Consider the following 755-nt stretch of genomic DNA (forward strand, 5'->3'; position numbering starts at 1 on the left):
TTACCGCCATGATGATAACCATCTGCATGAAGTCAGAAGCGATAACCGCCCAAGAGCCACCTGTTACTGACATGACCAGAACCACAAGACCAGTCAGAATGATGGTTGTCGTCATATCGAAGCCAAAGATACCAGAGGCAATAATAGCCAGACCGTTAAGCCAGATACCCGCTGAGATAACGCTGTTTGGCATGCCAGACCAAGTAAAGACCTGCTCGTTAACTTTACCAAAACGCATACGAATTGCTTCGATAACTGTCACTACACGTAACTGTCTGAATTTCGGAGCAAAGTATAGGTAGTTCATTAGATAACCGAACGCATTCGCGATAAAGATAATCGCAACGGCAAAGCCATCAGTAAATGCCTTACCGGCCGCCCCAGTGAATGTCCAGGCACTAAATTGTGTCATAAATGCTGTTGCACCAACCATCCACCAAAGCATGCTACCGCCGCCTCGGAAGTAGTCGCTGGTTGTGCTGGTAAATGTTCTAAACATCCACCCTATTGCAATTAAGAATAGGAAGTAGATACCTACTATCAGTGTATTGAGTTCCATCCTAGAGACCTTTTATTTGTTTTTTTGTTGTCTCGACTATAAATAGTGATGGAAATTATTTGTACTACAATAACTCAATTGCGTGATTCAAATCTTAAATTTTGATGACGAAAAACGTATGGAGTGATCGAGCTCAAAATCATAAATCAATAGAATAAATAGAAGCTCGAAAAGCTGATAAATGCCAATAAAAGAC

At 41.5% G+C, this 755-nt stretch carries 1 pseudogene; it reads right to left on the minus strand.

What is annotated here, in order from left to right:
- Positions 1-559 (minus strand): annotated as a pseudogene (locus KIV40_RS31505) (transporter); the annotation flags it as partial.
- Between the last annotated feature and the right edge of the window lie 196 nt (positions 560-755).

It is taken from the genome of Vibrio sp. D173a (assembly GCF_030248475.1).